The 4117-nt window shown below is 47.5% G+C and carries 4 protein-coding genes; all 4 read left to right on the top strand.

What is annotated here, in order from left to right; genetic code table 11:
- Nucleotides 1–756, top strand: a 756-nt coding sequence (locus Q0241_RS17080; RefSeq protein ID WP_299379758.1) for an ABC transporter substrate-binding protein, incomplete at its 5' end; no start/stop codon positions are given.
- Nucleotides 757–934: 178 nt separating this feature from the next.
- Nucleotides 935–1702 (top strand): ABC transporter ATP-binding protein, encoded by a 768-nt coding sequence (locus Q0241_RS17075; protein WP_299379755.1) that lies wholly within the window; start codon nucleotides 935–937, stop codon nucleotides 1700–1702.
- Nucleotides 1695–2657: an ABC transporter permease gene (locus Q0241_RS17070; protein WP_299379752.1), complete on the top strand. Its 963-nt coding sequence runs from the start codon at nucleotides 1695–1697 to the stop codon at nucleotides 2655–2657. Before Q0241_RS17075 ends, Q0241_RS17070 begins: the two co-directional genes overlap by 8 nt.
- 76 nt (nucleotides 2658–2733) lie before the next feature.
- Nucleotides 2734–3765, top strand: coding sequence for a tetratricopeptide repeat protein (locus Q0241_RS17065; RefSeq protein ID WP_299379749.1), 1032 nt, complete (start codon nucleotides 2734–2736; stop codon nucleotides 3763–3765).
- Nucleotides 3766–4117: the final 352 nt, after the last annotated feature.

The raw sequence follows: 4117 nt of genomic DNA, 5'->3' as shown, positions 1-4117 counted from the left end.
GCCATTTCCGGTGGGTTGATTTCACTGGCTGATAAAGGCGCGATCAAAGTTATCGGTGGTGTGCTGTCAGAAGAACAGGGCATTGATGGCCAGAAAATACTGGTATCTGACGCAGCCTTCAAGGCCGGGGTAACATCGCCGGACAAACTGGATGGCAAGACCTTTGGCATGACCACCGCCGGATCATCTTTCCATTACATGGGTTCTCAAATTGCTGCGAAAGAAGGCGTTGCCCTGAAATTCAAGCCGCTTCAAAAGGTCGGGGCCATTATCGGTGCGCTGAAAACCGGACAGATTGATGCTTGGTCTATTGTGCCACATATTGCCAAGCCACTGGCTGGGTCTGGCGCAGTTCATATCATTGGCGATGTGTCAGACTATCTGCCAGATTATCAGGTTACGACTGCTTTTACCTCTGCCAAGAATGCGGCGGAAGAGCCGGAAATGACCAAGAATTTTATCGCGGCTTACAGCAAAGGCATCGCCGATTATAACGCCGCCATGGTTGATGGCACGCTGGGCGATGCGGGGCGCGAAGAAATGGTCGATCTGATCCACCAGTATGTCTATGCCGATAAACCACGGGAAAAGGCGGCTAAGTCCATCATTAATGGATCTATGCGTTTGAATCCTGGTGTGGCAATGAATGCGGGTTCCATTGAAAAACAACTGAACTGGTTCAAGTCTGAAAATCTGGTAAGTGGTACGATCGGTCTGGATCAGCTGATTGATAGCAGCTACGTGAAAACCCTTTAAGGGCATTGTCCTCGTTTATGGGTCACTGATTGATTTACTAGTGACCCAATCGACGGGCGATTGATTATCTGTCAATCTCTTGGCAAGTGACCTTAGTTTCAATGTCCTGTCGGTGGTTGATTTTAGGCGGCGGAGTTTATACTCCGCTGCTTTTGTTTAATTGTAAGAAATTGGTTCTATGGATATTAAACTGGCGGGCATTCATCATACCTATGGCGACAGAGAAGTCCTGCGCGATATAAATCTGGATATTGCATCGGGACAGATCGTTTGTATAGTCGGGCCGTCCGGTTGTGGGAAATCAACACTGTTGCGGTTGCTCGGGGGGCTGGAACGGCCCACTTTGGGCGATATTCTTCAGGTCGGGAATACGCCCGAGGGGTGCCTCAATCCGTTGACTTATGTGTTTCAGGACTTTGCCCTGTTGCCGTGGCGCACTGTGGCCGGAAACATTTCATTGGTTTTGGAAGATCACGGCATTGGTCAGGCCGAAAGCCAAGAAATTATCAACGATGTTCTTGCGCGTTGTAAGCTCAGCGATTTTGCCGATGTCTTTCCCAAGCAGATTTCTGGCGGTATGAAACAGCGAGTGGCTATTGCCCGCGCGCTGGCGGTGAACCCCGCTGTTATGTTGATGGATGAGCCACTCTCGGCGCTGGACAGCCAAACCCGTGAACTTTTGATGGACGATATTGTCTCGCTTTGGACCCGTCAGCCCTTTACTGCTGTGTATGTGACCCACAATCTGGCCGAGGCAGTACGGTTGGGACACAGGATTGTGGTGCTTTCCCGTCGTCCGGGGGAAATCCGCGAGATCGTGAACATTGATAAACCCTTGTCAGAACGCAGACACGCCGACCCGGATTTGGAACAACAGCAAAACGCCCTGTGGCAGATGATGCGGGACGAGGCCATGGCCGCAGATGCGGAGCTGATCAATGCCTGAGAAGACAAAACCCGAGAAGTCACAGCCCGAGAATTTAAAGTCTAATAATACCAAACAAACATTCGAACCGAATTCAAGAATGAATACACGCGATCCCTATGTTTCTGTACCAAATACTGGTGCCCCAAATACACCAGTTAAAGCGCCAGAACAAAGGAGCCAAACCAAAGGACAGCCTGTCCCTTTTCGCGGTGGCGGCTTTGCCCCGGTATCCCGTCCGTGGATGGGATTTGTGGTGTTCTTTATCCTGATTGCTTTTCTAGAGGCAGGAACCCGCATCGGGTTTATTTCGGCCCTGACCATGCCCAAACCATCGGATGTTTTTAATACCTTTGTCGAGCTTTATAATTCTGGGTTGTTGTGGACGCATTTGGTCCCCAGCTTTACGCGCTTTGTCATCGGGGCTGCTATCGGTAGTTTAATGGGCGTTAGTCTGGGCATTGCCATCGGCCTGTTCTCCTATGTTCGGGCGGGGCTGGTTCCCTTGATCGCGGCGCTTTTCCCTGTGCCAAAGATCGCGTTACTACCGCTTTTTGTGATCTGGTTTGGTATTGACGAAGCATCCAAATACGCCCTGATCGCCTTTGGGACTTTCACGCCGATGGTTGTGGCCACCTATGGGGCCGTGGACAATGTGGACCGGGGCTTGATCCGCATGGGACAGAGCTTTAACCTCTCGTGGTTTTCCATCGTTCGCAAAATCGTCCTGCCGGGTGCCATGGCGGGTATTTTGTCGGGCCTGCGTATCGGGCTTGCCATCGCCATTATCCTGTTGGTTGCCGCGGAAATGCTGGGCGCAGAATACGGCATCGGTGCTTACATCCTTCAAGCCGGATCCCTTTACGACCTTGAACGCCTTTTCACAGGTGTTGCCATCCTCTCAATCCTTGGCGTGCTTGTAAATTCAGCTATCGGATTGATTGAAAAACGGGTCCTGCGTTGGCGGGGAGTATGACACTTACTTCTTTTGATTGTTTTAGTTTTGGTTTAAATTTTTTTAATTGATATTTTCTGTCTGTTGTGGAGAAAAAATGCTTGGACTTAAAACGATTTTAATAAGGCTTGTTAGTCTTGTTTGGGTTCTACTCATTTTTGACGTTGCCAAGGCCGAAAATAATGCGAGCGAAGCATTCACCTCATTTGAAAGTTCCTGTCTTTCAGGAAATTTAGATGATTGTAATACAACGGGATATTATTACGAACACGGCATTGGTGTTGAACTCGATCCTGATTTTTCTCTGCTGTATTATACAATGGCATGCGAGGGTAAAAATCGCATGGGATGTTATAATCTCGGACGACTGTATGCAAATGAGCGTGGTGAATATAGAAACTACGAAAAGGCAGAGATATATTTAAAACAGTCTTGTGATGCAAAATATACACGAGCTTGTGGGTATTTAGGGGAGCTTTATACCACAGGTAAGCTGGGTGAAAAACATCGGAAAACCGGGATATTATTGTCAAAAAAATCCTGTGATGGAAAAAACGTACAAGCCTGCACAAATCTTGGGGAATGGTATTGGAGCGGAGTGGGCGTTCCACAGGATAGCAAAAAATCTATTTTTTACTATGAAAAAGCCTGTAATGCTGATGGTGCAGAAGGGTGCTATCAGATGGCGTTTTATTATCAGTTCAGAGTTGCAAATAAAGATATTAACAAGGCTATAAAGCTTTATGAAAAATCTTGTGTAAAAGAACACCCTTGGAGCTGCCTGGCACTCGGCGACATCAATAACTCCGGGTATTATTTTACGCCTGATTATGCAAAAGCCTTATCCTATTTCCGTGGGATTTGTAATGAAAGGCTTGCTGTTGGGTGCGCGGAGTTAGGGCGTATGTATGCATCTGGCCGGGGTGTTCAGGCCAATGACCAAACTGCATTTGATCTTTTCCAAATTGCCTGTGACACAGGTGTTGCCCTGGGATGCTCTCAATTAGGCATTATGTATGCAGAAGGTCGGACTGTGCGAAAAGATCTAAACAAGGCAAAGCAGCTATTTGCGCAGGCGTGCGAATGGAAAGATAACATTGGTTGTCAAAAGAAATTTGAATATCAATGAATAGTACGGGGTGATATATTCATTTCTATTGCATTGATATAAATACTTGATCGCCAAGTTTATCTTATCCACATTATCACAAAAATTCATTGGTACATAATCGCCTTATCACATAAAGATAAAGCCCGTCTTATTCTGATGGGCTGTGTGGCGTTATTTTTGTTGGCTTGGCAACGTGGCTTGCCTTGAGCAGATAACTCTACACCAGATCCCAGATTGAAAAGCCCTGTTCCATATCTTGATCCTGATGGAGCAGGGCATCGGGTTCAAGCTCGGTTACTTCTGGCGGGTGGTAGCTGAGGATGTCGTAAACTTCGTGATGGGCAATCAAAAGATAATGGGTTGGGGCCCG

Origin of the sequence: uncultured Kiloniella sp. (genome assembly GCF_937128705.1) — a bacterium.
GTDB lineage: Bacteria > Pseudomonadota > Alphaproteobacteria > Kiloniellales > Kiloniellaceae > Kiloniella.
The sequence above is the reverse complement of the archived record's forward strand: the minus strand, read 5'-3'. Positions and strand labels throughout refer to the sequence as shown.

Coding starts and splice junctions, on each gene's coding strand:
- Q0241_RS17075 (WP_299379755.1), top strand. CDS start 935: ATGGATATTAAACTGGCGGGCATTCATCATACCTATGGCGACAGAGAA.
- Q0241_RS17070 (WP_299379752.1), top strand. CDS start 1,695: ATGCCTGAGAAGACAAAACCCGAGAAGTCACAGCCCGAGAATTTAAAG.
- Q0241_RS17065 (WP_299379749.1), top strand. CDS start 2,734: ATGCTTGGACTTAAAACGATTTTAATAAGGCTTGTTAGTCTTGTTTGG.